The 23,882-nt window shown below is 43.9% G+C and carries 19 protein-coding genes; 12 read left to right on the forward strand and 7 right to left on the reverse strand.

The window, feature by feature from the left end; translation table 11 throughout:
* Positions 1–16: 16 nt before the first annotated feature.
* The 4 genes from DI53_RS06215 to DI53_RS06230 all read right to left on the reverse strand — a co-directional run bounded on the left by DI53_RS06215 (position 17) and on the right by DI53_RS06230 (position 6,569).
* Positions 17–2,341, reverse strand: a complete 2,325-nt coding sequence (locus DI53_RS06215) for a glycoside hydrolase family 95 protein (RefSeq protein WP_037496718.1) — start codon at positions 2,339–2,341, stop codon at positions 17–19.
* 8 nt (positions 2,342–2,349) lie between these two features.
* Positions 2,350–4,236, reverse strand: a complete 1,887-nt coding sequence (locus tag DI53_RS06220) for an alpha-L-fucosidase (protein WP_037496720.1) — start codon at positions 4,234–4,236, stop codon at positions 2,350–2,352.
* 215 nt (positions 4,237–4,451) lie between these two features.
* Positions 4,452–6,347 (reverse strand): fimbrillin family protein, encoded by a 1,896-nt coding sequence (locus tag DI53_RS06225; protein ID WP_037496722.1) that lies wholly within the window; start codon positions 6,345–6,347, stop codon positions 4,452–4,454.
* A 33-nt stretch (positions 6,348–6,380) separates the two neighbouring features.
* Positions 6,381–6,569, reverse strand: coding sequence for a hypothetical protein (locus DI53_RS06230; protein WP_037496724.1), 189 nt, complete (start codon positions 6,567–6,569; stop codon positions 6,381–6,383).
* Positions 6,570–6,993: 424 nt separating this feature from the next.
* On the opposite strand from DI53_RS06230, the gene tpx reads away from it, so the two are divergent.
* Entirely contained in the window at positions 6,994–7,491 is a 498-nt protein-coding gene (tpx, locus tag DI53_RS06235) for a thiol peroxidase (protein WP_037496726.1), read from the forward strand.
* A 192-nt stretch (positions 7,492–7,683) separates the two neighbouring features.
* Here the strand turns inward: tpx and DI53_RS06240 are convergent, their stop codons facing one another.
* Positions 7,684–8,856 carry a trans-sulfuration enzyme family protein gene (locus DI53_RS06240; protein WP_037496728.1) on the reverse strand — a complete coding sequence of 391 codons (1,173 nt, stop codon included), beginning with the start codon at positions 8,854–8,856 and terminating at the stop codon, positions 7,684–7,686.
* 335 nt (positions 8,857–9,191) lie between these two features.
* Here DI53_RS06240 and DI53_RS06245 point away from each other — a divergent pair, with 335 nt between their 5' ends.
* The 3 genes from DI53_RS06245 (at position 9,192) to DI53_RS06255 (ending at position 12,439) form a co-directional block, all read left to right on the forward strand.
* Positions 9,192–10,412, forward strand: a complete 1,221-nt coding sequence (locus tag DI53_RS06245; RefSeq protein ID WP_037496731.1) for an OmpP1/FadL family transporter — start codon at positions 9,192–9,194, stop codon at positions 10,410–10,412.
* A 5-nt stretch (positions 10,413–10,417) separates the two neighbouring features.
* Positions 10,418–11,707, forward strand: a complete 1,290-nt coding sequence (locus tag DI53_RS06250; RefSeq protein WP_037496847.1) for an SGNH/GDSL hydrolase family protein — start codon at positions 10,418–10,420, stop codon at positions 11,705–11,707.
* 315 nt (positions 11,708–12,022) lie between these two features.
* Positions 12,023–12,439 (forward strand): OsmC family protein, encoded by a 417-nt coding sequence (locus tag DI53_RS06255; protein WP_037496733.1) that lies wholly within the window; start codon positions 12,023–12,025, stop codon positions 12,437–12,439.
* Here the strand turns inward: DI53_RS06255 and DI53_RS06260 are convergent.
* Positions 12,426–13,478: a membrane protein gene (locus DI53_RS06260; protein ID WP_037496735.1), complete on the reverse strand. Its 1,053-nt coding sequence runs from the start codon at positions 13,476–13,478 to the stop codon at positions 12,426–12,428. The genes DI53_RS06255 and DI53_RS06260 overlap by 14 nt on opposite strands.
* Before the next feature lie 158 nt (positions 13,479–13,636).
* Here DI53_RS06260 and uvrA point away from each other — a divergent pair, with 158 nt between their 5' ends.
* The 3 genes from uvrA (at position 13,637) to DI53_RS06275 (ending at position 18,699) form a co-directional block, all read left to right on the forward strand.
* Entirely contained in the window at positions 13,637–16,486 is a 2,850-nt protein-coding gene (uvrA, locus tag DI53_RS06265; RefSeq protein ID WP_037496737.1) for an excinuclease ABC subunit UvrA, read from the forward strand.
* A 327-nt stretch (positions 16,487–16,813) separates the two neighbouring features.
* A complete protein-coding gene (locus tag DI53_RS19545) occupies positions 16,814–17,968 on the forward strand; it encodes a DoxX family protein (protein ID WP_169741987.1) in 1,155 nt (384 codons plus the stop codon).
* Positions 17,938–18,699 (forward strand): hypothetical protein, encoded by a 762-nt coding sequence (locus DI53_RS06275; protein ID WP_037496738.1) that lies wholly within the window; start codon positions 17,938–17,940, stop codon positions 18,697–18,699. The genes DI53_RS19545 and DI53_RS06275 overlap by 31 nt, the downstream gene beginning before the upstream one ends.
* A gap of 174 nt (positions 18,700–18,873) precedes the next feature.
* On the opposite strand, the gene DI53_RS06280 is transcribed toward DI53_RS06275, so the two are convergent.
* Positions 18,874–19,530 carry a helix-turn-helix domain-containing protein gene (locus tag DI53_RS06280; RefSeq protein ID WP_037496741.1) on the reverse strand — a complete coding sequence of 219 codons (657 nt, stop codon included), beginning with the start codon at positions 19,528–19,530 and terminating at the stop codon, positions 18,874–18,876.
* Between the two features lie 103 nt (positions 19,531–19,633).
* On the opposite strand from DI53_RS06280, the gene DI53_RS06285 reads away from it, so the two are divergent.
* From DI53_RS06285 to DI53_RS06305, 5 genes are all read left to right on the forward strand, one after another.
* Positions 19,634–20,023, forward strand: a complete 390-nt coding sequence (locus tag DI53_RS06285; protein WP_037496743.1) for a type III secretion system chaperone family protein — start codon at positions 19,634–19,636, stop codon at positions 20,021–20,023.
* 4 nt (positions 20,024–20,027) lie between these two features.
* Positions 20,028–20,705, forward strand: a complete 678-nt coding sequence (locus tag DI53_RS06290; protein ID WP_037496745.1) for a PspA/IM30 family protein — start codon at positions 20,028–20,030, stop codon at positions 20,703–20,705.
* A gap of 108 nt (positions 20,706–20,813) precedes the next feature.
* Positions 20,814–21,008, forward strand: coding sequence for a DUF4177 domain-containing protein (locus tag DI53_RS06295; protein WP_037496748.1), 195 nt, complete (start codon positions 20,814–20,816; stop codon positions 21,006–21,008).
* A gap of 14 nt (positions 21,009–21,022) precedes the next feature.
* A complete protein-coding gene (locus DI53_RS06300) occupies positions 21,023–21,706 on the forward strand; it encodes a hypothetical protein (protein ID WP_037496750.1) in 684 nt (227 codons plus the stop codon).
* A gap of 12 nt (positions 21,707–21,718) precedes the next feature.
* A complete protein-coding gene (locus DI53_RS06305; RefSeq protein ID WP_037496752.1) occupies positions 21,719–23,830 on the forward strand; it encodes a flotillin family protein in 2,112 nt (703 codons plus the stop codon).
* Positions 23,831–23,882 lie beyond the last annotated feature (52 nt).

Below are 23,882 nucleotides of genomic sequence, written 5' to 3' on the forward strand. Positions count from 1 at the left end.
TGAACATAAGTATATGCTATAATTTTTCCATCCGTTCTTCCCCATTAACAAGGAGCTTTACACGGGCTCCTTTCTTTCCGTGAATTTTATAGTCTTTTACCTTTCCCTCTTCCCAGACGATATCTACTGCATAATTTCCCCGCGCCTTAAGCCCTTTCACCTTCCCGCTTTTCCATAGTTTGGGCAGCGCCGGCAGCAGATGAACATAGCCATCATGCGACTGCAGGAGCATCTCAGCAATACCAGCTGATCCACCAAAGTTCCCATCGATCTGGAACGGGGGGTGTGCACAAAACAGGTTAGGGTAAGTACCCGCCCCTACGCCATCGTAACTTGTCTCGTCAGCAAAGGCAGGCTTTAACAGCTGCCGTAAAATTTCCAGTGCATGATTGCCATCGTGAAGCCTCGCCCAAAAGAGTATTTTCCAAGCTCGCGACCAACCTGTCCCTTCGTCTCCGCGAACTTCTAATGTTTTTCGCGCGGCCACCGCCCACTCTGGCGATGTGACGGGCGATATAAAGGATGCCGGATAAAGACCGTAAAGGTGTGATACATGCCTATGTGTCGGCTCCACTTCTTCATAATCTTCCAGCCATTCCATCACGCGACCAGAGGCACTTACAATGACCGGAGGCGGCACATCACGCAGTTGATCTGTTAATTTCTGCGCAAAGGGATCCTTCAGTTCCAAGATCTCATTTGCTTTGCACACCGACTCAAAAAGTTCGCGAACAATTTGATTATCGATTGTGGGTCCCATAGCTACTGATGCCGTTTTGCCGTTTGCCAATCGAAAGGCGTTTTCAGGGGACACTGAAGGCGATGTTACCCACCATCCTGAACCGGGATCGCGCACCAATGTGGCCTGATAAAACTCGGCGGCACCTTTCAAAACCGGATAAATTTCTGCCAGGTATTTTTTATCTTGGGTAAATAAGAAATGCTCCCAAAGGTGATTACAGAGCCATCCGGAAGCGGTGCTTGCCCCCCAGGAGGCTTGCTCACCGGGCGCTGTGTAACCCCAAACATTTGTCATCATATAGACCACCCAACCTGGGGCATCATAATATGCCTTTGCCGTTTTTGTGCCTGATATGGCTAGCCTCTTAATTAAATTTATAAAAGGAGTATGGTACTCTGATAAATTTCCAGTCTCTACACCCCAGTGGTTCATTTGTGCATTGATATTCAGATGGTAATCGCCGTTCCAAGGGGTCTGTATTTCGTGTGCCCAAAGCCCTTGTAGGTTAGGCGGGAGCGCGTCCTTCACATGGGGAGCCGCACTGCATATATTTAAGTACCGGCCAAACTGATAATATAGCGCAGCCATGCCGTTATCCTGACTCGGATTGTCGTAAAAATTGCGGATACGGACATCCGTTGGCTGGTTCTGCTTGCTTTGCGCATCATCCAACTGTAAAGAAACCCTTTCAAATACGGGGCTGTACTTCTTCTGATGTTGATCCAACAACTTGCGGTATCGCCAGGTTCCTGCCCCCTGCAGCATCTCGTCGTTTACCGTTTTTGGATCATGTTTATAATAATCTGTCGATAACGTGATATAAATCAATACCTCATCAGCCTGCTTGACAATAATTTGGTGGTCGTATACTAGTTTCGTGCCGCCCTTTGCCAAGACCTTAACCTTTCCAGCGAAAGCCATTCCTTTTCCTCCAAATCCATTCGGTAAATTTCCCGACCAAGTCATGTCCTCTTGCGTGACATGCATATCGGCGATATTTTCATCCCGATAGAAATGCGTCGCAAACGTAATGGCATTTTTTTTCGTTGCGGAGAGCCGTATTATGGCTATATTTTTATCAAACGATGTGAAATACTCCCGCAAATACTGCGTATCTCCGGCTTTAAAAGATGTTGTCGCTATTGCTTTTGAAAGATCTAACGTTCGTTTATAAGCCGACACCTCCCCTTCGATAGTATGCAGAAAGTTGAGGAAGCCGAAATTTTGAAAAGAACCATAAGGTGCTGAAGCCCCGGCACCATGACCCGATCCCAAGCCTTTACACACGAAGTTTGTATTAACCAAGTGCTCAGCAAGGTCATTTTTCCCTTCTAACAGCAGTTGCTGAATGCTACCGAGACTTTGGTGGGCATTGTAATTATTAGGATCTTCAGGACTGCCAGACCACATCGAAATTTCGTTGAGCACGATGGATTCATCATGCACATGGCCATTCGGCATCATCCCGATTTGTCCATTTCCCAAGGGGACACTTTCCTCCCATCGCGCAGCCGGTTTATCATACCACATTGTGAGATCTTGGCCATAGGCTGCGCCAAAAATTAGGAAAGAAAGAACGAAAAGAAGATTCCTACGCATGTAACTGCTTATTTAAATAAAGTGAAGGCTGCTACAGAGAACGATTTCCCGACGGTTTCCTTAGGCGTAAATCGAAGGAATTTAAACCTGAATGCAGGTTCGAAATGAATAGCCTGCTCTACAGGATTTGCCTGAATGTTAGAAAATTCCCCAGCTTTGATCGTTTCCCATTTCTTGCCATCGCTACTCCCTGCTATTTCATAGTTTAACACAAGTCCTTCCTTATTGCCATCCTGCCGTGGCAAATAAGCAAGAGCAGTAATAGGTTGATCCAATTCAAATACAACACCATCACTAAATGCAGTGATACTTTCAAAAGTACCGGCCCGCCCATCGAAAGCTTTCACCAAGCGATTCTTGCTCTTCACCCGAAATTCTTTCGCGGAAAGCGCTGTCTTCACCGCAGCAGCTTCATCGTATGAGAAAGGTTCGGTAAATTCCTTGTACAGCCCAAGTTCACTGAGTGTAGGTGCTACCGGCGCGTAGATTTTAAGCTTAAGCTTGGATGCCTTTACTGGGGTTTTCAACTTAATCAAGCGGTTGGCTCCAATGCTGGTAGCAGATGCAAGGTTTTGCCATGTTCCTCTATCATTCACTTGAATTACCACACTATCTATCCGTTGCCCTAGTTTTATGTTTTCTCGCAATTGGATAATATCAAACTCTTTTTCTCCACGCAATGTTACTTCTAATTCAGGAGTTAGCACATTATCATCAGAAGCGTAATAGCTATAGCGGTCATTATCGAGTATCCATTTTGCCGCGAATTTTTCCGAATTGGCACGCACGTTAGATGCTACTATCGTCGCATCTTTTGCTAAATTATCTGCAAACGTTTTGCTTACTTTTTCACCAAATGCTGCCAAAGACTTCACATCGTTTTTATGAAGGTAACCATCTGGCATGGGCGCTAAGCCGAGGTTCATATTTCCACCACGCCCGACAGATTTCAGGTAGATTTCAAAAAGCTGATCAGGCGTTTTGACGTTGGCATCTTGGTCTGCATGATAAAACCATCCTGCGCGATGCGGCACATCACATTCTGCTGGAATCCAATGCGTCCCGTTGCGCGTCCCAGAGGGCGACTCACTATAATCAGCTTGTCCTGGTACAGCAGGTTTGCCATCTATACCTTTGGGCGTAAATGTGGCCCAGCTGGTCTCATCGGCAAAGCCATGCTCGTTTCCTACCCAACGCATATCAGGCCCGACATCAGAGAATATCATCGCCATAGGTTGCTTTGCACGTACAATAGGCCAGGTTTTTTCATGCCATGCGTAGTAGGTGGTCCTGTCAATCGTCCGCTTTTCGTTTCGTCCGCCGTAATAACCATCTCCGCCGTTGGCTCCATCGTGCCAAGATGTAAACAACGCTCCATATTGCGTCATCAACTCCGTCAATTGCTCACGATAAGCCTCCGCATAAGCAGGTGTGCCATAGCGCACATCATTCCGATCCCAGGCCGATAGGTAAACACCGAATTTCAGGCCTTGCTCGTGACTGGCTTCCATAAATTCTTTCACCATATCGCCTTTTCCCTTTTTATAGGGAGAGCTTGCTATGCTATAATCGGTCGTAGCCGTGGGCCATAAGCAAAATCCGTCGTGATGCTTGGCGACGGATATCAGCCCTTTAAACCCGCCTGCTGCCGCAGCAGTGGCAATCTGCTTCGCATCAAATTGCTGCGGATTAAAAATAGCAGGATCAGCATCGCCAAAACCCCACTCTTTATTTTGAAAGGTAGTCGGCGTAAAGTGTATCAGGCAATATGTTTCCATCTCGTGCCAGCGCAGTTGACGTTCGGAAGGCAATGCGCCGTAAGGTCTAGGCCCATCTTGCGCATGGATCATGGCAGGAAACATCAGCGAAAGCAAAAACGATTTATATCTTTTCATTATAAATTACTTGAGTCAGTGAAAATAGCAATAAATTATGAAATGTGCCTTACAGGCTACTTTTTGAAAAGAACACGTTCCCTGCACCAAATAGGTTGCTCTTGTTGCCACACATAAGACAACTTATCTAAAAAAGCCAAAAGAGCATACTCGGGTTGCTCGAGATGCTCTTTTGGAAGTAATCGGATGTGCTATGACCGTTTTGCTATAGAAGATTAGTTTATGCCAAAAAATTCAGCACGCATAACGGCCCAGGCCATGGCGTTGGCAAAAACGACAGAATTATAAACGCTTAAGCTTCCTGCAGCATGTCCGTTGCCTCCAACTCCGTAACTGCTTTTCTTTACAGGGAAGTCGTTTTGATCCGTGGCGAAAGGAAAAGCAATTAATGAAGGCACGTTGCCACGTGCAGAAGTATTGGAAAGAAAACCACCGTCACCTATCCAAAATAAATTAAGACTATTATGTTTAAACATCGTAGCACCCGTACGGGCCGTAGTTGAATTTACGGCTGAGGCGCCAGAGTAAATCGTTACATCACTTGCAGGAAGTCCTTCCAAGATAGTTGTAAGAGATGCATCTTCACCCCAAGCGCGAGACCGTATATCGCCAAATGGACCATTAAGAATTATATCATCATGGTTTGCCAAAGGGAATACATAGCCGCCACCACCAACAGACCCTCTCTGAATACTAGTTGTATTAAAAACGTTCTTCAGGTAATCTAGATGGGCGTTTTGTTCTGGTATGCCACCGGCGTTATCCGTAAAGAGTAACACCACGCCCCCAGCCCTGGTATAGTCAGCCAAAGCCTCTATCTCGGCCCTACTCATATTGTAGTAGACTGCCATAAGTATAATATCAGGCTTAACCGCGGCATTTAGCTGCGAGAGTAGCCGGCCATCTGCGTTTACAGTAACATGTGTAAAAGGCTGCATTTTAACTAGGCTGCTCGAAAGGTTTCCAAAGTTTCTGGAATTTGCAAGCATATTATAGGAGGCCATATCACTGGCAGAATACCCAAAACCAGCAACCCGACCAACATGGACCATTTTTTTTGTTTTTAGCACCTTCCACAAGTTCAAATTTGCTATTGCTTCCTTACCTATGGCAGGGTTGTACGGCCCAAAACTCGATCGCATAGGTGCAGCGTCAGTAACGACATCTTCAGTAGTTCCATTAGGATACTTTACGGAGAGTGACGAAATCTGGATAGTGATAGCGCGTAGCTTATCAGGATCTGCAGTATAAAAGGTCGCAACCTTGAGATTTTTCGAACTTGGATCCGCATCTTGAAAATCGATCTCACTAGTAGAAAGTGAAACTAAATTTCCAGTAAGGCCGGTTCTTAAATCAAAGGTGCCAGACCGCACATAATCGGCAGTTTCCAACGCAGCCCTCACATGCACGATGTCTGCATACATGCCTTCCGTATTGAGGGACAGCGATATTTTAGCGAGTTTGTGCGCAAACGTGATAAGCAGTGGAACCTGTTGCTGTGCCGCGGTGACAGAGCCAGATGCGTACAGTAACTCGGTGTCGGTAGGAGTGTTTATAGTAGGCGATGCAGTGCTCGCTGGCAAAGGAACATCCTTTGTATTGTTATACGAGTAAGCGATCCAATTGTATTCCTGGCTTTTCACGACATCAATTTCAAGCTTTGTTCCAGCCGTAGCAACATAGGATCTGTAAAATGTGCCGCTTGCTTTTTCATACAGCAGGATTCTATATTTCATCCCTTCCGCCATGACTTGACGCGCCGTATTGCCTCGATTAGATTGCATGGAAACAACACGATCAACCTTCTGATTTCGGGAAGTGACCGCTCCAGCAGCAAGGTTTTTTTCATCTGATACAGCTTGAACTAAAATGCCGGAAGATAAAGATCTTATGGGGGCTTCACGTTTTTCAAAACTAGGCTGCGAAGTCGTCGCCAGACGCTGCATCTTTGCTGCAGGAACATCAATTGCCAAGTCTTCAATCCCCCCAACCTCTACGGTTAATCTGACTGTATTCGCATCTATTGGCCCATCTTCACCCAGTTTACCCGAACAGGAGAGCAAAGAGAATAGGCTGCTAAAAATCAGTAAAAAGCTAACAAATACTTTCATTGCAAATAATAATTTTATTAATGTGTCTGTAGGTTAAAATAATATGTCGTTTTCCTGAATCTCTGACTGCCATTCTTCGACATTAGGAGAAAAAGTATCTGCGCTCCCACCAGGAATAATCGTTGCCGAAGAGGCGGATATACCTCCTTCTAAAACAATGGTTTCGCACATAATCATCGGTGCTACATATACCCTCTTATCATTATTTTTAGTTTCATTCATATCTACTTTGTTTCATTTTTGGCTTTCGGAAATCAATAGCCATAGTTTCTTGATAAAAGTTTGAGTTGCGCAAAAAGAATAAATATTTATCTTAATACAAAGAGATAGTTAATAAATGGAGATATATGTAGCTTATGCGCGACTTTATTAATAGAAAAAGACATATAAACCTCACTAATCTGGTATTGGCTTATGTAAAAAACCCCAAACCGCACAACTGGTTAAACAAAAATAGTCAGACTGTATCCCCCATCCTCATTACGATATAAAATCATTTCAGCGCATACATTTCTAGCTCGTCTAGCGGTCCCGCCGCCCTATAGCAGTTTCAGAAAATAGCGACAGGGCAGATCTAATTTGGCATTCGAAGCATCGATCTAATTTTATTTCGTATCTTCATACAGATATATATACACATAAAAGAATGGCAGAAATTACATTTAAAGGAACAGCAATACATACCCAAGGGGAATTGCCTACAGTTGGATCATCAGCTCCAGATTTTAAATTAACAGCAGGCGATTTATCTGAAAAAAGCTTAAGCGATTTTAAAGGCAAGAAAGTGATCTTAAATATTTTCCCGAGCGTAGATACGGGAACTTGCGCTGCGTCCGTCAGAAAATTCAACGAGGAAGCGGCAGGATTAGAAAATACAATTGTTTTATGTATCTCCCGTGACCTCCCATTTGCGCAAGGTCGCTTTTGCGCAGCGGAGGGCATCCAAAATGTCGTATCACTCTCGGAATATAAAGACAACAACTTCTCGGAAGCCTACCAGCTTAGAATTGTTGATGGACCATTGGCAGGCTTGTTAAGCAGATCAGTCGTGGTTATTAATGAAGAGGGCACCGTTACCTACACAGAGCAGGTTGCAGAAACTGCGGAAGAACCAAATTACGAGAAGGCTTTAGCAGCAGTATAGCTGTATCACGCTTTTCAGCTACGCGAGGAGTAGCCATGAAAAAATGCATGTCGTCTACGTGATGGCGGGAGGCAAAAACGACGACGAAGCAATCTTACACTTTAAGAAATGTAGATTGCTTCGTCATCATTTCAAGTTTGACTGTTTACAATGTTGTGTGTTTTTCCTCCTACTTTTGAAGATTAATACCGCCTATTTTGATGCGTCGAGCGCTTGAAGGATATCCCCTATAATATCTTCTTTGTCTTCTATGCCGACAGACAAACGGATACTTCCGGGTCGAATACCCAAATTTAACCGTTCTTCTTCAGATAGCTTGGAATGGGTTGTGGAACCTGGATGTGTGGCTATGGACCGTGCATCGCCAAGGTTAGAGGTATACAAGATCATTTTTAAAGCATCCAAAAACGTATATGCCCTTTCTTTTCCGCCTCTGACTTCAAAAGTAACGATACCACCACCGGCTTTCATTTGCCGAGTAGCAAGCTGATATTGTGGATGGGAAGGCAGAAAAGGGTATTTCACATCATCGATTTCAGGATGTTCGGCCAGCGTTTCGGCTAGTGCCAAGGCATTGCTACAATGGCGATCCATCCGTAAGCCCAATGTATCTATACTTTTCGACAATACCCATGCGTTAAACGGTGACATCGCCGGCCCTGTATGCCGTATAAAAAACATAAGCTTATCTATAAGGTCCTGTTTGCCAACAATTACGCCACCTAAGACACGACCTTGTCCATCCATATATTTTGTCGCCGAGTGAATAGACAGGTCAAATCCGTAATCCAAAGGTTTTTGCAGATAGGGTGTGGCGAAGCAGTTGTCGATAGCAAATATGATGTGTGGATATTTTGCTTTAAGCTGGCCAAGAAATGCCAGATCTGCTAATTCCAACCCTGGATTAGACGGCGATTCGAGAAATACGATCTTAGTGTTTGGTTGAATAGCCTTTTCCCAAGCTTCGTTATCTACCGCATCCACATAAGTATGTGTCACGCCCCAGCGAGGAAACAACTGTGTAAATAACTGATGCGTAGATCCGAATATAGCCCGCGACGAAACGATATGATCACCGTTCTGTATAAATCCGGCGAACGATGCAAAGACAGCTGCCATGCCCGAAGCAAAAGCAAGCCCCGCCTCTGCGCCTTCAAGAATACAAACCTTATTGATAAATTCGGTAGTATTCGGATTGGCATAACGCGAATAAACCATCCCCTCTTCTTCCTCTGCAAAGATAGCCCGACCCTGCTCTGCACTATCAAATATAAAGCTCGATGTTAAATATAGCGGAGCTGAATGCTCACGAGTCGCTGAACGCGGCACCTGCTCCCGAATGATTCTAGATTGATCCTTTTCCATGATGAGCAAATTTAATTTTTTAGTCTAGTAAATTGATATGTTTTTTTCTTTTTTCTAAGGTTCAGCCTTTTTGCTGTCTAGACGCTGCACGACATCGCATCTTTCTCATCGCCCCCGGCAACTTTTGAGGAATGATTTTTGCATTATTCACCGAACGCGGCCACCTACATGTTTGGAAAGCAGAAAACATCGACATCACGTTTATAAAATTATACCCCACCAAAAAGGTGGGCTAGATTTATTTATTTTCGCCAAAATTTTGTTTTCCCGATATTAAAATACTATGTTAGCATATTATTTTATTTGTAAAAATCCGCTAACCAAAAAGTATTTGTATGAAAAGATTACTACTCGGATTGATGCTAGCCAGCCCGGCACTATTGTGGGCGCAAGGTTCGCAAGTAAACACACAAAGCCAAAAAGCTGTGGGCATGTCGGGCGCCGGTTCTGCCCTCTTTATCGATGAAGCTTCTATCTTTTACAGCCCCGGCGCTTTGTCAAAAATGGATCACAACGCCATTTCTGTTGGCGCAAGCGGCGTCATGTATCGATCGGCTTTTCGCGAATTGAACAGCAACGATGTGCATAACACGAAATTTAAGATCACACCTCCTTTTTCAGCATTTGCAGCATTTGGCCCTAAAAACTCGTGGTGGAAAGCCGGTATCGGGGTGTACACGCCTTTCGGGGGCTCGGTGAACTGGGGCACGGAATGGCCTGGTCGTTACGAGCTTAACCATTTAGAGCTGCGCGCCATTTTTATTCAGCCTACGCTAAGTTTTAAGATCACGGAAAACTTCGGTATAGGCGGTGGTTTTGTCTACAACATCGGGCAAGTAGATCTTTCGCGTTCGCTACCGCTAACAGGAGCAGACGGACAAATGGCGCAAGCGCAACTGACCGGAACAGGGACAGGAATGGGCTTTAACGTTGGGGTGCACTACCATCTGGAAAATGAGTTTGCCGTATCGCTAAGCTACCGCTCCAAAGTAGTTACGAAACTACGTGATGGTGATGCCGAATTTACGGTGCCGCCGGCTCTTGCATCCTCATTTCCAAACACCACATTCGACTCCGAACTACCCCTCCCGGCGTCTTTTAACGTCGGATTGGCGTTCCCTGTCGGCGAGAAAGTAGATATCGCCGCTGATGCGACTATCATCGGTTACGACATTTACAAAGAGCTCGTTTTCGATTACCGGGACAATACGCCCGTGCTTGAAGACACGCGCCAAGTAAAGAAATATGAAAATGCATTTTCCGGCAAGGTAGGTGTAAACTACAAAACGACAGATCACTTGACACTTCGCGCAGGAGCAGGCTATGTCTATTCTCCCGTCCGCGGACCTTACGTGTCGCCAGAAACGCCTGACAACAACCGTGTAATGGGCTCTGTAGGTTTTACCTATGACATCAATGATCGTTGGGATCTGACGGGAGCCTATGTGTTTCAACATCTCCTAGAAAGAACCGTAACAAGTGCAGGCACTGGTCTCTCCGGAACATATAAAACAAACATCCATGCACCGGGTATAATGTTAACTTACAAATGGTAAAAACTATGAAAAAGGTATTTAACTACACATGGATCAATATAGGCTTACTTGCCCTTGCTTTCTCTTCCTGTAAACCGGAAATAGACAGTTTCGAAGCACGCCCTGGTGAGGCTGATTTTTCAAAATACATCGCCATTGGTAATTCTCTAACCGCGGGATTTGCCGATGGAGGTCTTTACCTGGAAGGGCAACAAGTAGCTTTTCCAAACCTGATAGCGGAACAAATGAGGCAGGCAGGCGGCGGCCAATTTCGCAGCCCGTTCTTTTCCGAGGAGCAGCGCAATGGATCTGGATATCTGCAGTTGACGGCTTTGGTGAATGGCCAACCCCAAACAGCAAATGTAACGAGCAGTTTGGGATATCGTGCGCCCGGCAGATTGACAAAATTCACAGATGAAGTTGAGAATCTAGGCGTGCCGGGCATGCGGCTTGACTTAGCATTTATACCGGAATTTGGATCGCTGAACATGTATTATGAGCGCCTTCTGCCCGATGCAGATGTGAACACTAAGGCTTACTTTGACTTTGTCAGCAACAGAAACCACACGTTCTTTAGCTTTTGGCTTGGTAATAACGATGTGCTAGGCTATGCAAGCAATGGCGGATACACTGACCCTCAAAACCCCACTACGGCGCTGACCAGCGTAGCGACCTTTAGTGCACTGTACAATCGCTTCATTAATACGCTGACTGAAGGCGATAAGAAGGGCGTTGTAGCGACTATTCCGACAGTGACCAGCGTTCCGTTTTTCACCACCGTAACTACGGCGCGTTTGGAAGCGGGCGTTTCAGCAAGCACCAACGGGCAGTTTACCCGCATTTTTATCTCGACGGCTGCCGGCCCCCGTGCAGCAACAAGTGAAGATCTATTTACCCTCACGTTCCCGACAGATACGCTGGGAAAAACACGAAATGGCATCCCGGGTTACGGCTTAAGTCCATTAAATCCGCTGGAAGATAAATTGGCGCTGGACAGGGATGAGATTGTCGAAATTACCGAAAGGGTAAACGCTTTCAATGAAATCATTAAAACAACCGCTGCCAATAAAAATTTGGCGGTAGCGGATGCACAAGCCTTTCTGAACAACGTGAAAAACCCCGGAATAATATATAATGGGGTCGGTATTAACGCATCTTTTATCACAGGAAACGCATTCTCTTTGGATGGCGTACATTTGACCCCCATGGGAAATGCATTAATTGCCAACCTTTTTATTGATGCCATAAACAATAAGTATGGAAGTCGATTACCGAAGGTTGATGCTACAAAATATCGAGGTGTGAAGTTCCCCTAAGCATCACAACTCAGCATACTTTTGGCAAAGCCCGGCAAATACAACGCCGGGCTTTGGTTTTTGTAAAGCCATGCGCTTTTGAATACCTTAACAATCAGAACCAAGCAGGCGCACGTTTGCTCCGATCGATAAAAGGCTATTCTAGTCCCAATGCGGAAATGTTTAGGCCGTAAAATTAATCGCACACAGCATTCAATTATATTGCATATCACCTGCAATTTATCTATGTTTGAACGGACGTTAAAAGCGCGATGACTTAGCATTACGGAGCAAGGAAGCTTGTAACGTGCGAAGCGTTCGGTAAAATTTAGAACTATGAAAATTCAATTAGATCGTAAAAACGATGCTGTGCATTTTGAAGCATCAAGCGAGTTATCATCCATCAAGGTGAATATAGATGGGTCAGAGAGCATTGGCGGAGAAGGTAAAGGCGTTCGCCCGATGGAGCTTGTTTTGATGGCGCTCGGATCATGCAGCGTATTTGACTTGAGCAGCATCCTTAAAAAACAGCGGCAGCCAATAGAAGATATTCACGTGGAAGTGGAAGGCACACGGCGCGAGGAAATTCCGAACATATTTACACATATTCACATCACATTTACACTCAAGGGTGACATAGACGAAGAGAAAGCACAAAAGGCGGCCGAATTAGCGGTTAAGAAATATTGCTCGGTGCATGATATGTTGGCTGCCGGCGGTGTGGACATCACCTACAGCATCACCTTCGCATAGACTGATCTTTACTCCAAACTTTCTCAGCCCACCGTCCAACAAACCAAAATGATACGGCCAAGAGCAGAAAGAAAATCGTCCGGTTGATATTGTCCCAGAGGTATTCCACAAATCGCGTGTACAGGTTAAGTATAAAAAATACAAAGCCGATATCTCTGGACACTGTATCTTTCGTTTTCATGCCATACAGCGCTAGCGCAAGGGAAAGAGCAACGGCTAATACGCCCCAATACAGAATATGGTATTGTCTTACTTGTGTCCAGGCATCAAAACTACTGTAATTACCAAAGATCGACAGGCACCACAGCGCGATCATGCTATACAGCAACCCGACTACGTAGCTGGTGGATTGGAATGGTTGAAGTGATTTTACCTTAGGTTGGCCCCACACGGAAAATGCAGTTAGCAACAACCCGAACAGCGTAAAGCGCAAGGGATAATTCATTCCCCAAAACTTGAAGCCCCAATTGCTGTGCGAGGCAGTCTCCGTCGCAAACCAAATACCCAGCGCTACCAGTGTGAAAACCCAGATCAACCTAGAATTTAGTTTGACAGATAGCACGGCATAAATTACAATAGATAATAAAAACAGGAGCGTATATTGACTGGTGTTACGATCCAAAACCTGCCCCAGAAAACCGATACATGCCGCAGTAGAAAATGAGCCGGCAAGCATCATGGTCTCGTTAGAAAAGGTCTTTTCGGGATATTTCTTCTTGTTCCGGAAACCCAACACATAAAACAGAACAGCCAAGCCGGCAAAGAATAAGCAGAACACGATATTCGGTGTTTCGTAAAACTGCTTGACGAAGGTGACAAGCGCATCGTCAGCGAAAAGTGAGAGTACTGAAAAAACAAGAGAAACCAATGCTACCCAAAACGCATATCGGGCAAGGATCTTCCATTCAAATCCTTTCTCGTCAATAGACATTTTAAGTTCCTCCACCTTCGCAGCATCAAGCAACTCGGTATCCTTCCAGTGCGCCAACACGTGCTCCACCAAATCTTTTTCCTGCTTTGTAAGGTCTATTTTTTTCAAAGTTAATTCCCGTTTAGTTACTCAATAATACGAAATATCAGCCAAACAGTTCACCTATCATTTAAATTTCACAATTTATTTTTTACGCCACCGTCGGACGTATTAGTCCGTTTAAATTTCTGTACCTTTGTAACTTGCAAAATTCAGAACAAAACACCATGAGTTCCTCCAAGCAGAACAACCACATTGATTTAGGTGAACAGAAAGAGATTGAGGTATTCGGCGCCCGTGTACACAACTTGAAAAACATTGATATCAGTTTTCCAAGAAACGAGCTTGTCGTCATTACCGGGCTTAGCGGAAGCGGCAAATCATCATTAGCTTTTGACACCATCTATGCGGAGGGACAACGCCGCTATATGGAAACTTTTTCGGCCTACAGCCGGCAATTTCTCGGTGGCATGGAACGACCAGATGTAGATAAAATATCGGGTTTGAGCCCGGTAATATCTATCGAACAGAAGACCACAAACAAAAATCCACGATCAACAGTAGGCACCATTACCGAGATTTACGACTTCTTGCGCCTACTCTATGCCCGTGCCAGCGAAGCTTATTCCTACGCTACCGGTAAATTGATGCAGCGCATGTCTGAAGAGCAGATCGTGGATAAGATCATGGAAGAGTTCAAAGATGAGCCGATATATATCTTGGCGCCTGTCGTAAAAGGCCGTAAAGGACATTACCGCGAGCTGTTTGAACAAATCAGGAAGCAGGGCTTTACCAAAGTACGTGTCGATGGAGAGATACTTGATATTGCACCCAAGATGCAGGTGGATCGATATAAGATACACGATATTGAAACGGTAGTTGACCGCCTGTATGCGTCTGAAGGGGATAAAAAGCGCTTGTACACGTCGGTTATGCAAGCGATGAAGACGGCAAAAGGAATTATTAAAATTGCGAACAAAGAAGGGCGAGAGCACTTCTTTAGCCGCTATCTTATGGATGCGGAATCTGGCATTTCTTACGATGAACCGCAGCCAAACACCTTTTCTTTTAATTCGCCGTATGGCGCATGTTCCCGATGTGACGGCTTAGGCTATATTTTTGAAATCGATAAGGACATTGTTATTCCTGATAAAAAGCTGAGTATCCAGAAAGGGGCGATACTACCATTGGGAGCAGCACGTGAATCGTGGACCTTTCAAGTGGTAAAGGCTGTTGCGAAGAAATTAGATTTCAGCATGACCGCCCCCATCGAGAAGCTAAGCAAGGAACAACTTGACACGCTGCTTTTCGGCGGTGAAGAGCCTATCAGCCTCACCGTATCTTATGGAAGCTACGGATCTAGAGAATATAAAGTACAATTCTCCGGAATCTTCAAAATGCTGGAGGAAATAAATGGCAAAGGCGGTGACGATGCACCGGTTTTAGATGATTTCCGGACAAAAGTAACCTGCCCTTCTTGTAAAGGAGCGCGCCTGAAGGAGGAATCGCTACATTTTAAAATTGATAACAAAAACATTTCTGAGCTCGCGGGAATGGATATCGATAGCTTGCAGGATTGGTTTAAGGGAATTGAAGATCGCTTGAACGATCGGCAGAATACCATTGCCGCAGAGATTCTGAAAGAAATCCGAACGAGAATAGGCTTTTTGCTCGACGTGGGTTTAAGCTACCTGACTTTAGATCGTTCTTCAAAAACGCTGTCCGGTGGCGAAGCGCAACGTATACGCCTAGCGACACAAATAGGTTCGCAATTGGTTAATGTGCTTTATATTTTGGATGAGCCAAGCATCGGCCTGCACCAACGTGATAATGAGCGCCTAATAAATTCATTGAAAAATTTACGCGATATTGGCAACTCGGTATTGGTGGTGGAGCATGATAAGGATATGATTCTCCATGCCGACTATGTGATTGACATGGGACCGGAAGCGGGTGTGCATGGCGGCAGTGTCGTTGCGCAAGGTACGCCAAAAGAGATTATGAAAGCGGACACATTGACCGCGAGCTACCTCAATGGTCAACGTGAAGTAGCCATACCGAAAGAGCGCCGCGCCGGTAACGGAAAAACACTTTCGCTGAAAGGCGCAACGGGAAATAACCTCCGCAATGTAAGCGTTGATTTCCCGCTGGGCAAGCTAATTCTAGTAACTGGTGTCTCCGGATCTGGAAAGTCCAGCTTAATTACGGGCACCCTATACCCAATATTGAACAAACACTTTTTCCGGGCAAAGACTATTCCGATGCCTCACAAATCTATCGAAGGTTTGGAACATCTGGATAAGGTTATCGAAATTGACCAAAGCCCTATCGGCCGCACACCGCGGTCTAACCCGTCGACCTACACGGGTGTCTTTTCAGACATCCGGACCCTCTATGTGCAACTGCCGGAAGCAAAAATCCGAGGCTATAAACCTGGCCGATTCTCGTTCAATGTGAAAGGCGGCCGCTGTGAAACGTGTCAAGGCGCGGGCATGAAGATCATCGAGATGAACTTTTTGCCGGATGTGCAGGTGCCTTGCGAAACCTGTCAGGGTAAGCGCTACAACCGGGAGACACTCGAGGTGCGTTACCGCGGAAAATCCATCTCTGATGTGCTGGATATGAGTATTGACGAGGCTGTGGATTTCTTTGAAAACATCCCTTCGATCTATCGTAAGATAAAAACGTTACAGGATGTAGGCTTGGGATACATCACCCTAGGGCAATCATCCACTACCCTATCTGGCGGTGAAGCACAACGTGTCAAGCTCGCTACAGAGCTTTCGAAGAAAGACACGGGGAATACGTTTTACATCCTGGATGAGCCGACGACCGGTTTACACTTCGAGGATGTGAACGTCTTGCTTGGCGTCATCAATCGCTTAGTCGACCGAGGCAATACCGTATTGATTATTGAACACAATCTGGATGTCGTGAAAACAGCCGATTGGGTGATTGACATGGGCCCGGAAGGCGGAAAGAACGGTGGACAACTGATGTTTGCCGGGCTGCCAGACGATCTGATCAAGCAGAAAAAGAACGAAACTGCACGCTTTTTAAAACTGGAGATGGCTTAAACCTCTCCAGTTTTTTCCTAGATATTACCCAATACTTTTAAACAATCACGCTAATACCAAAATTTCCGTGATCTGGAATTTCTATTCGATTAACCAACCCATCTTTCACAAGCAAATAATAAAATTTTTTAATTAATTTTATCGCAAACCAACAATCACTTGTAGATATCGAGCTATAAAAATGCGATCATCGATAAATAATAGGCAGGTTTTATGCATGTTTAGCGAAATTAGAAATATTTGTTTATGACACATTACCACTGGAGTGTACCAAAAAAAATAGGATTTCGATTTTCATTTATCTTTATCTTGTCGATCATTTTAATAATGAATAATGGCGCTTACCCATTCTTTAACATTATTAATAAGCCCTTGCTGTATGTGATGCACGATTTCACCCCTTGGTTCGCAAAAAACATACTGCAATATAATTACGACTACTCCATCGTTACAAATGGTAGCGGCGACACCTCTTACGATTGGATAACTTTACTTATTATCTTTGTTTGGGCGGTAATTGGCACGATCATTTGGTCTTTGGCAGATAGGAACCGAAGAACCTACGATGCCTGCTATTATTGGTTAACTACCTTTACACGTTATTACATCGCATTTATGTTGATCAATTACGGGGTTATCAAACTATGTCACGCGCAAATGCCTCCTCCTGGCTTAAACAGATTGATGGAACCTTTGCACGAATTTTCTCCTATGGGTCTAGCGTGGACGTACTTCGGGTATTCGAAAAGTTATAACATTTTTGTCGGGATCGTAGAAATTTTAGCAGGCCTTCTTTTGTTTCGGAAAACAATGGTCCTAGGGGCTTTAATAACCATGACTGTCAGCATCAACATCATGACAACCAATTATTTTTTTGATGTTCCCGTGAAAATAATCGCTACGACTTTGTTTACGTTATCGCTTTTTCTACTGTTGCCACACAGTAAAGCACTGTACAAGTTTTTCATCCTCGGAAAATCTATTCGTATAAAAACTAGCAACAGAATCACCTTTAAGAAACGCTGGAAAAATAAAATGGCCACGGGGATCAAAATAGCGGCAATAGGAATTTTCGCTTTTCAGCAAGTCAACAGCATTTTTACTAGACAGAAGTTAATTGATCACTATTATAAAAAATCACCACTGTATGGAATATACCTGATCGAAAGCGGAGATCGTAAAGAAGGCCTGACATTGAATGATTGGAAGTACATAGTTTTTGAATATGAAGAATATGTCACCGTTAGGGATGAGTATTACAAGAAAGAGAAAATAACCCCTGCAATAGACGCTAAGGCGAAGACGATATCGTTGAACAACCATACATTTAATTATTCCATATTGGATAATGGGGACATTATTCTAAGCAACAAATCAAGCGACTTAAGGGAGGATGTCAAATTCATCAAACAAAATCCTGCAGACTTTGAATTAATGCAACAGAATTTCAATTGGATACAGGAGTATCCGCGCAACAGATAGGAGAAAATTCATTAACGCTAACAGTGGCCAGTTACGGAATAATTACTAAACATATGAAAACGCATTGCCGTCAAGCTTTGGTATCCACCAAAAACATATCAATTATTGCTTGCCTATTTTTTACAGTATTGGTTTTTACCGTGTCCTCCTTAAAGGCCCAAAAAACTCAGAAGATTGGTGAGCGGGAGATATCTCTTTACCGTGTAAGTGTCAAGACCAATAAAGGCATGTTAAAAGGTCTTTTTCAGCATGCCGGGCCAGATCATATCATCATTCTAACAGAGAGGGAAAGCACTAAGATAGCAGTGACTATTATTAAGTCTTTGAAAATCAAATTTGACAAAAAGAGAAATGTTCCTGTTTTTCAGAACATTGCGCAGACTGGCTTAGACATTATTGTTGATCCCGAATACACACGTAGTTCAAACAATACTGGACAGGATATATATGGAAATCCGACGGTTATAGATGACGAAGAAGCTTCACTAGGTGAACAAGTTTTGATGGGCGGCGTACTGATTGGTGGAGCGCTGCTCGGAAACGAAATTTCAAAACTGGTTCCTCCAGCAACGATTGAAACTTTTAAAATTAATTATTCCAAAGAGACGTATGAAAGCCTATACGACAATCTATCCATGTATAGCGTGGATATGCAGTCATCGCCAGAATACGAACAAATCTTAAAACGAAAACTAAAAGAGACTATGCAAAAGCATAAACCGACTATTTAATACCGTCCTGTGTTAATAAATTCCAGGGAATATAATTTGTTAATTCACCCTTATGAAAACACACCTTTTTCCCAACAGGATTGATCGCGTGGTCTGCTCCGACCTTGATGAAACATTTTTTCCCTTTTTAGCTGCAGATAAGCCCAAAAGCGATATATCGGTGCTTGAAACATCCTACAACACCCGTTCAAACTTCCCAAACAGCTTCCAGAAGTGCGGTGCAGCCTCGGCGTTATAAATCTCTCTCTTCCAATCATTCAAGACCAAAGAAATATCATCGCCTACCTGATAACTGCCAAAGAACGGCGTATCCCCATCAAAGTATCCAATATGATTGTCCAATGTATGCAGAATCTCCAGCGTCACCTGCTCAAAAATCAAAATAGAATGCTCGGCGATGGGAAAGTCGGTAGGATGTGGAACGAATGAACTAGTTTCCACGGCCAGCAATTTGTTATTGCTATCCAACGGCAACTGTATAAAACGGATCCGGGCGTTACCTCCCGCCATTATCTCTTTTTGACGAAAATAATCACGGTCGTAAAACAGGATTTTTGTCAAGTTGTCGGCATCGGCACCTACAGCATCTATCGGAAAATAGTCTTCAAAGTTTAGAATCTCATTCACGGTAAGCTGTTTTTGCAGCAACTCCGCTATAGGTATGCTAAAATATTTTGCAATCTGCAACATCACTTCAATCTTAGGCTCAGCACGAAATTCTTCATAAGAAGAAATGTTCCCCCTCGTCAGCGCAAACAAATCAGCAAATGCTTGTTGGCTCAACCCTTTCACCTTTCTCAACTTCTTTATGTTCGTTCCAATCTGACTCATTCCAAAATAATTTCAAACAATATTGTAATTTTATTTGCAAAATATTTTTGCATTTCATATCTTTATGCAAAGATTATAAGCAAATATACAATTTAATTAGCAGATGCACTTTCAAAAGGTTGAAAAATATATAGAACACATGGGCTTTTCAATCAGTCAAAAGAATGAAAAGGAGGGCTTTTTTATTATAGAAAGCGATGCCGATGGCATCCGCAATTTAATTGTGGGCGTAGCACCACCGATCATCATTTTTGAACTATACCTTTTCACGCTAGCTGGGGATGACATGGACACATTCAAAGCTCTGCTCATAAAAAACAGGGATATTATTCACGGCGGATTCGCGTTAACGGAGGATGGCAAGAAGGTTATATTCAGATATACCCTACAGGTACATAACCTAGACCAAAATGAGTTTGACGCTGCTGTCAACTCTTTGTCATTGCTACTTAGCGAGTACTACGAACAGCTTATACAATTTTCAAAACCATAATGTGATGAATATTTTCAAAAGAATTCTAAAGATAGGACAAGCAGAGATCCATGCGCTAGTAGACATGATGGAAGACCCGATCAGCTTAACAGAACAGGGAATCCGCGACATGAAAAAGCAGCTTAGCGAAACCACAGAATCAGCCGCTAAGGTCAGAGCCTCTATTATCCGTACTGAAAACCTCATAACAGAAAAAGAGCAGGAAGCCATTCAACTGGGCGAAAAGGCAAAATTAGCGCTAACAAAAGCACAAGAAAATGAATTGACATCGGCACAAGGCGAAAAACTAGCAACCGAAGCGCTACTGATCAAAAAACGGATTTTGGAAGACATAAAGGCGCTACGTGATGACATTAACGAATATGAAAGCAAGCGCGATGAAATCTACAAACATATCGAAGTACTACAATTTAACATCACGAAGTGGGAAAAAGAATTGACAACCCTTCGCGCGAAACAAAAAGTGAATGAGGCGGCCACAATGGCGAACCAACACATGGCAAACATTGACAGCAACAGCACCTTAGATATGTTGCAAAGGGTAAAGGAAAAGGTTGCAAATGACGAGGCCCTCGCAGCGGCGTATGCCGAGATTGCGCAAAGCAAAATTGAATTACCCGACGAACGAAAAGCAGTTCAAGATGAATTAACAGCATTAAAAAAACAAATGGGAATTGACTGATGTCAATTATTCTCCTTTGAAATACGAGTGGGATCATAAATAAAACTCGCATCCGCCAGCTGTCGGATGGCATATTAAACAAACCAAACGCATACATATTATCTAACGATGAAAAGATTCGAATATAAAACAGTAAAAGTAGAACCAAAGGGCTTTTGGCAAACAAAGTTAGATCCGGAAGAACTGGACAAAATCCTGAACGCGCTTGGACAAGAAGGCTGGGAACTTGTGGGTATGCAAGACCTTGCTGTAAGCGGGACATCTTGGACGTTTCACTATACATTTAAAAGAACCCTTAATTAACTAAATCTTTTCACATGGACGCTATCCTCCACCTCCTCTTCAACCCGCTTCCTAACGCCATCATGACGTTACTAACCGGCATATCCCTACTCTACTGGTTATTTAACATGCTAATGGGTGACGGTTTTGACTTCGGCGATATGGGTGCGGAGCTCGATTTTGAGGGGGCGGATGTCCACGAGGTTGATGGCCCGGATGATGCTGAACTACAAAGTGAGGCCAACACCTCTTTATTTTCAAAAGCGATGGATTTTATCAACGTTGGAAAAGCGCCACTTATGGTCATTGTAACGCTTTTTAAATTTATTGGATGGATAATCACCATTGCCTCTTCGATCGCGCTTAATCTAGCGCAGTTTGGCTGGAAGTCGGTACTCATCTTAATCCCCATATTTCTCTTAACTTTCTTACTTATGCATTACGTCACCATACCTGTGGTAAAACTGTACAAGAACGTGGGCTATACCGGTGAAGAAGCGCACGACTACCTAGGCCGATCTGGTAAGATGCGGACCTCTATAGCGGGTGACAGGCTTGGGGCCATGGAACTAACCATCGATAGTGATGTGATACGACTGAATGTCAAAAGTCAAACTGGGGAAAGAATAGAATACGGAGACCCGGTCGTGATTGTCGACGAAAATGCAGAGAAAACGATATACTACGTAAAAAAAGACATAAACTTACACACCCTATAAACTATATTAAGTATGACAAGTAACACCTTATTATTTGTAGACGGACTCACGGGAGTCATATTGATTGCCGTTGGAGCAGTGATATTTATCATTTTAGCATTCTTTGTGGTGCTGAGCATGTTCTACAAAAAGATTCCGCAAGGAAAAGCAATTGTAAGAACCGGCGTCGGCGGATCTAAAGTGGCTTTTAACAAAGGAATGTATGTGGTGCCCGTTTTCCATAAAATGGAAATTATGGACATCTCCGTAAAGAAAATTGAGATTGCTAGAATGCAGCACGACGGGCTTATCTGTAAAGATAACATCCGTGCCGATATCAAAGTTGCATTCTTTGTTCGCGTTAACAAAGCTGTTGACGATGTCATCAATGTAGCGCAAAACTTAGGCTGTGATCGTGCCAGCGAACCGGAAACATTGAAGAATATATTCGAATCAAAGTTTTCAGAAGCCTTAAAAACGGTAGGTAAAAAATTTGATTTTATTGAATTATATGAGGCGCGGCGGGAATTTCGCGAAGAAATATTAAATATTATAGGCACCGACCTGAATGGCTATATTTTAGATGACTGTGCTATAGACTACCTGGAACAAACAGAGCTACAATTCTTAAGTCCGGACAATATTTTGGATTCAGCGGGTATCAAAAAAATCACGGAACTGACCGCGCAGCAAAATATGAATGCCAACCTCATTCGACGTGAAGAGGAGAAAGTTATCAAAAAGCAGAATGTGGAGGCGCGCGAAGCAATTTTGGAACTAGACAGACAACTTGCCGAGAAAGAGGAAAAACAACGCCGCGAAATCGACAACATCAAGGCGCGAGAAGATGCTGAAATCACGAAGGTACGCGAGGAAGAGCGCTTAAAATCGGAAACTGTACGCATTGCAACCGAGGAACAGCTCGCTATTCAAGAAGAAAATAAACTACGTCAAATAATTATTGCGGAGAAAAATAAGCTGCGTACAGACGCCATCGAAACGGAACGCGTGGAGAAAGATCGTGCGCTGGAAGCTACAGAACGTGAGCGCATCGTTACCCTTGCGCAAATAGATAAAGAACGCTCCATTGAAACCGAGAAAAAAGGTATACAAAATGTAATTAAGGAGCGCGTACAGCTGGAAAAAGGCGTAATTGAAGAGCAACAATCTGTCAAAGATATCGAAATCTTCCGCGAAGTGGAACGCAAGAAACAAGCGGGCGTTATTGCAGCATCGCAAGAGGCGGAAGAGCGCTTGATTGCGACTGTCAAAGCTGCTGAAGCGGCTAAAATTGCGGCAGAGCAAGAGGCTGAGAAGAAAATAATTGATGCGGAAGCCGCCCGTCAGATTGCGGAGAAAAAAGCGCAGGAGCTCTTGATAGAGGCAGAAGCGAAGAAAGAAGCGTCTGCAAAAGAAGCGGAGGCAAGAAAAATTATCGCCGAAGCCCAAGCGAAGGAAGAAGCTGCTTTAGGTCTATCCGAAGCCGAAGTTATGATTGCAAAAGCTGATGCCGAAGAGAAACAAGGAACAGCAGAGGCAGCAGTTATCGAGAAGAAAGCGGCAGCTTTACGGACAGAAGGATTGGCGCAGGCTGAAGTCGTTCGAGAGAAAGCACTCGCTGAAGCGAAAGGTATTGAAGAGAAAGCAGCAGCCATGAAACAGCTTGACGGTGTGGGCAGGGAGCACGAAGAATTCAAACTACAGTTGCAAAAAGAACGCGATATTGAACTGGCACATATCAATATACAGAAAGATATTGCGGCCGCACAATCAGGTGTTTTATCGGAAGCGCTTAAATCTGCGAAGATTGATATCGTAGGCGGAGAAACGATGTTCTTTGAGAATATTGTGCGCCAGATCTCCAACGCAAAAGGATTTGACCACCTGATAAACAACTCAACACACGCGACGGACATCAAAAACTCTTTGCTAGGTGAGAATGGCAATGGCGATATTGCAGAAAAGATTAAAGGACTAGCAGACAAATACGGCATCTCTTCGAACGACATTAAAAACCTCACCGTATCCGCAGCTTTGCTAAAGTTGCAGCAAGCAGCCTCAGCAGATGCGGAAGACAGCGGATTTATTAGCTCCCTGTTTGGATTGGCTAAGAACTTAGGCGTAACAAACAAGAAATTGAGTTAATCCGGATCTTCGAATGGAGCTGTATGTATAGGAACAAGCTCGTCATTTTGAG

This window comes from Sphingobacterium deserti, assembly GCF_000757725.1.
GTDB lineage: Bacteria > Bacteroidota > Bacteroidia > Sphingobacteriales > Sphingobacteriaceae > Sphingobacterium > Sphingobacterium deserti.